The sequence below is a fragment of the Microbacterium sp. zg.Y909 genome, assembly GCF_024626565.1.
The window spans coordinates 1-4,402 of record NZ_JANJFJ010000364.1 but is presented as its reverse complement, the minus strand read 5'-3'; the positions used below and the strand labels follow the sequence as shown (position 1 = coordinate 4,402).

At 73.0% G+C, this 4,402-nt stretch carries 5 protein-coding genes; all 5 read left to right on the top strand.

The annotated features are described in order from the left end of the window. On the top strand, positions 1-375 hold a 375-nt coding region (locus tag NQ160_RS19265; RefSeq protein WP_257516726.1), incomplete at its 5' end, for a Fur family transcriptional regulator. Then, entirely contained in the window at positions 372-1,409 is a 1,038-nt protein-coding gene (locus NQ160_RS19260) for a permease (protein ID WP_374113680.1), read from the top strand. The genes NQ160_RS19265 and NQ160_RS19260, both read left to right, overlap by 4 nt. A 7-nt stretch (positions 1,410-1,416) precedes the next feature. Continuing rightward, a complete protein-coding gene (locus tag NQ160_RS19255; protein WP_257516727.1) occupies positions 1,417-2,256 on the top strand; it encodes a TIGR03943 family putative permease subunit in 840 nt (279 codons plus the stop codon). Beyond that, a complete protein-coding gene (locus NQ160_RS19250; RefSeq protein WP_257516725.1) occupies positions 2,246-3,658 on the top strand; it encodes a hypothetical protein in 1,413 nt (470 codons plus the stop codon). The genes NQ160_RS19255 and NQ160_RS19250 overlap by 11 nt, the downstream gene beginning before the upstream one ends. Beyond that, entirely contained in the window at positions 3,655-4,329 is a 675-nt protein-coding gene (locus tag NQ160_RS19245) for a DNA-3-methyladenine glycosylase (RefSeq protein ID WP_257516724.1), read from the top strand. Before NQ160_RS19250 ends, NQ160_RS19245 begins: the two co-directional genes overlap by 4 nt. Positions 4,330-4,402 lie beyond the last annotated feature (73 nt).

The following is a 4,402-nucleotide window of genomic DNA, read 5'->3' as shown; positions in this document are numbered from 1 at the left end:
CAGACCCTGCACGCGACGCTGCGCGAAGAGAACACCGGCATAGGCCTCGCCACCGTCTATCGGGCGCTCGCGGGCCTGGCCGCAGCCGGCGACGCGGACCAGCTGCAGAGCCCCGACGGTGAGGCGCTCTACCGCGCCTGCACCACCTCGGGCCACCACCACCACCTCATCTGCCGCCGCTGCGGACACGCCGTAGAGATCGCCGCGACAGATGTCGAGCAGTGGGCGCACCGCACGGCGGCCCAGCACGGATTCACGCAGGCCGAGCACGTCGTGGACATCTTCGGGGTGTGCGCCGCCTGCACCGCCGCCGCCGCCGGCGCCGCGTCGCCCGCGGCCGCCGAGTCCGCGGTCGCCCGGGAGTCGCTCGCGTGACGAGCGTGCAGCCCCGCCGAGCGCGCCGGCCACGTATCGCGCGCCCCGAACCGGCGCGCAGCACGCGGCTGCTGGTCTCGCTCGGCCTCGGGGCGGCCGTCGTCGCCGCACTGCTGCTGGTTGCGGCGATCACACCGGCATCCACTCCTCTCCCCGATCGGGCGCAGGACGGCCTCACCCTCGCCATCAGCGTGCTCATCGAGTCCCTGCCCTTCGTGGTGCTCGGCGTGCTGCTCTCCATCGTCATCCAGGTGTGGCTCCCACCCGGGGCGATCGAGCGGTGGATGCCGCGACGCGCGTGGGCGCGCCGGGCGGTGCTGTCGTTGCTGGGCATGTTCATCCCGGTATGCGAATGCGGGAATGTGCCCTTCGCGCGGGGTCTGATGATGCGCGGGTTCTCGGTGCCCGAGACCCTCACCTTCCTCGTGGCGGCGCCGATCGTGAACCCCATCGTCATCCTCACGACGCACCAGGCGTTCGGGTTCGACGACGGCATCCTCATCGCCCGGCTCGTGGGCGGCTACCTGGTCGCGAACCTCATCGGCTGGCTGTACAGCCTGCACCCGGACCCCGATGCCCTCATCACCGACCGCTTCCGCGACACCTGCGACTTCGCGGCATCCGACACGGGCGGTCGGGGCCGACGCAGCCTCGCCCAGTTCGTCGTCGAGCTGCGCGCGGTCATGCCGGCGCTCGTCATCGGATCGGGTCTGGCCGGCGCCGTGCACGTGCTGGTGCCGCGCGAGGCGCTGGTGGCCATCGGGTCCAACCCGGCCCTGTCGATCGCCGTGATGATCGCGCTGGCGATGATCGTCTCGATCTGCTCCAACGTCGACGCGTTCTTCGCGCTCTCCTTCGCGTCGACATTCACGCCCGGCGCGATCGTGGCGTTCCTCATCGTCGGCCCGATCGTCGACATCAAGATGCTGGCGCTGCTGCGCACCACCTACCGCACTCCCGTGCTCGTCGGGATGACGGTGGTCGTCGTGCTGTTCGCCTTCGCGATGGGCGTGGGGGTGAACCTGCTTGTCTGACGTCGAGATGCTCTCGTCGAAGAGCGGGGTGCTCACCCGCGGTCAGGCGCTCACCAACCGCTGGCTGGGAGTCGGGCTCGCCGCCGGCGTGGCCGCGTTCACGATCGTGCTGGCGGCGACGGGCCGCATCGGGCTGTACATCAACCCCGACACGTCGTGGTTCGCCGTCGCGTTCGCCGTGGTCGCGCTCGTCGGGACCGTGGCGAGCTTCGCGTTGCCGCTCGGCGCCGAGGCGGAGCACGGCCATGATCACAGTGACGCGCGCGCGGCCGCCGGCGACGCCCACGGTGGCGAGCACGAGGCGGAGCACGACGCCGGGCGCGAGGCCGTCGCCGCCGCGGGCTTCGGCCGCACCGCGGCGACCGCGGCGACCGTGGCGGGAGGGGTGCTGGCCACCGGCATCGTCGGCGCGATCCTCGTGCTGCCCCCGGCGTCGCTCTCGGCCGAGCTTGCGATGGACCGCGACACTGGATCGGCGCCGCTCTTCCAGGGCGCCGACGCGCTCGACCTCGCCACCACCGGCGACACCACGGTGTTCGGGGTCGGGGAGTGGGCGACGGTCTTCGCCACCGCCACCAACCCCGAGGCCTTCGACGGCGACGCGGTGACCCTCACCGGCTTCGTCACTCCCGCCGACGACGGGTTCGACCTCACGAGGCTGGTCATCACGCACTGCGTCATCGACGCGCAGGTGGCGAGCGTTCCCGTCGCCGTCGGCGACGTGCCCGAGACGGGCACCTGGGTGACCGTCAGCGGAACCGTGCAGGTCGGCGCCGACGGCGCGCTGACGATCGCCGCGACCGAGGTGACCCCCATCGACGAGCCGGACGACCCTTATGAGTACTGACGCCGTCGGTCGTCGGCAGCGCACGCGGGGCGGCCTGCGCCGCGATCGGCGCCGGCGCTCGTTCGCGGTGGCGTTCGCGGTCGTCGTCGGCCTGCTCGTGCTCGTCGGGCTCGTGGGCGCCGGAATCGCCGCTCTGCAGGGTCCCCGCGTCACCGGGGTGCAGTCCGATCCCGCGGCGGCGATCTCGGCATCCGGTTCGCGGTTCATCGTGACGACCAGCCGGTCGCTGCAGGAGGTCGATCCCTCGCAGGTCACCGTCACCCCGGAGACCCCCTTCACGGTCGACACCTCCGGCCGCAGCGTCGGCGTGCGCTTCACCCTGCCGCTGTACGACGACACCGAGTACACGGTGCGCATCGAGGGGCTCCAGGCCGTCGGCGGCGGCCCGACCTCGGATGTGGTCGAGACGATGCGCACCCCGCCCCTGGAGATGTTCCTGCTGCGGCGCTCCGAAGGGGGCGACACCGTCTTTCGCACCGACCTCGCCGGCGAGGGCGTGCCCGTCTTCGAGCACCCCCACATCGAGGACTTCCGGGCCACCTCGAGCCGGCTCGTGATCTCGGTGCGCGAAGACGACCGCACTGCGCTCATCGTCACGGACCGCGACGGCGGCAACCCCACCCAGCTCGCTCTGCCGGGGGTGGGTCGCGTCGCCAACCTGCAGAGCGCCGACCGCGGCGAGCTCATCGGCTACACCTACACCGCCGACGACGTGGGGCTCGGCGGCGGCGCCGAGAGCGTGCTCTACACCGCGTCGCTCAAGGATCCGGATGCCGATCCGGTCGCGGTGTCGATCGCGGGCGACGAGCAGCGGGTCACCGACTGGAGGTTCGTCCCCGACAGCGAGGCGCTCCTGGTGCTGACCTTCGACGGCCGGCTGCTGCTGTCGGCGTCGTCGGGCGCCGACTCGGTCGACCTCGGCACTGCCATGGCGATCGAGGGCATCGCCCGTGGTACGCCGCTGGCCGCGGTCGAGCGGGTGGACGGGCTGGTGCTGGTCGATCTCGGCGACGGCACCGAGGAGCCGCTGCCGCTCGCCGTCGCCGACGTGCGGCCCCAGCTCGTGCTGCCCCTCCCCGGCGGCGAGGGGACCCTGCGGACCGTCACCCGCTTCGACGGCCTCAACCCGCTCGGCACCTCGGTCGAGGTCGTCGAGCCGGGCGGAACGCGAGCGGTCTTCGAGGTGCCAGGCACCGACGCCGTGCTGCAGACCTGCGTGTCGCCCAGCGGCCGCTACGCCGCGGTGCTGGTGGCGCCCGACGCGGTCGCGAACGCCTACGACCTCTATGACGTGCCGCTGCCCGAGCGACTCGAGACCCACATCGTCACCCTCGCCGAAGGTGAGCCGGTCGTCGCGCTCACCGGATTCGACTCCTCGTGGTGCCAGGTGCCGCCGCAATGAGCGACCTGCGTCCGGCGACGCGCGAGGAGCTCGCGGGGCTTCCCCTCGAGGTCGCGCCGCGGCTGCTGGGCGGCGTGCTGCGGGTGACCGCAGACGGCGAGACGGTCGGCGTGCGCCTCACCGAGGTCGAGGCCTACCACGGCCGCGGCACGGGGGAGGTGCCCGACCCTGGTTCGCATGCGCGCATGGGGCCGACGCCGCGCAACGCCACCATGTGGGGGGAGCCCGGTCACCTCTACGTCTACCTGAGTCACGGCATCCACTCGTGCGTGAACGTCGTCTGCGCGCCCGACGGGGTCGCCGGCGGTGTGCTCTTGCGCGGCGGCGAGGTGGTGGAGGGGCTGGATTCCGCCCGTCGCCGCCGCACCGCCGCACGCGTCGACCGCGACCTCGCCCGGGGGCCGGGACGTCTCGGCGACGCGGTGGGACTGCGCCACCCCCGTCATGACGGGATCGACGCCGTCACGGGGGTGCCGCTTCACGGTGCCGTCGCGCAGCTGCTGCTGCCGGTGGACCCCGTGGCGCAGCCGGCGACCGGGCCGCGCGTGGGCGTGGCGGGCGAGGCGGGGACGGCGGCGTTCCCGTGGCGCTTCTGGATCGCCGGCGACCCGACCGTATCGGCGTTCCGGTGGGGGCGCGGGGCCGGGCCGCAGGCGGCTGCGGCCACGTGAGGCGGTGCCGCAGGTCAAGCCGACACGCCCGCCCGTGCTAGACTGACTCTTCGTCTGCGCGCACTCCAGCACG

What these genes read in the sequence shown, in the direction of transcription:
- NQ160_RS19255 (WP_257516727.1), top strand. Translation starts at nt 1,417, where the DNA reads ATGCTCTCGTCGAAGAGCGGGGTGCTCACCCGCGGTCAGGCGCTCACC.
- NQ160_RS19250 (WP_257516725.1), top strand. Translation starts at nt 2,246, where the DNA reads ATGAGTACTGACGCCGTCGGTCGTCGGCAGCGCACGCGGGGCGGCCTG.
- NQ160_RS19245 (WP_257516724.1), top strand. Translation starts at nt 3,655, where the DNA reads ATGAGCGACCTGCGTCCGGCGACGCGCGAGGAGCTCGCGGGGCTTCCC.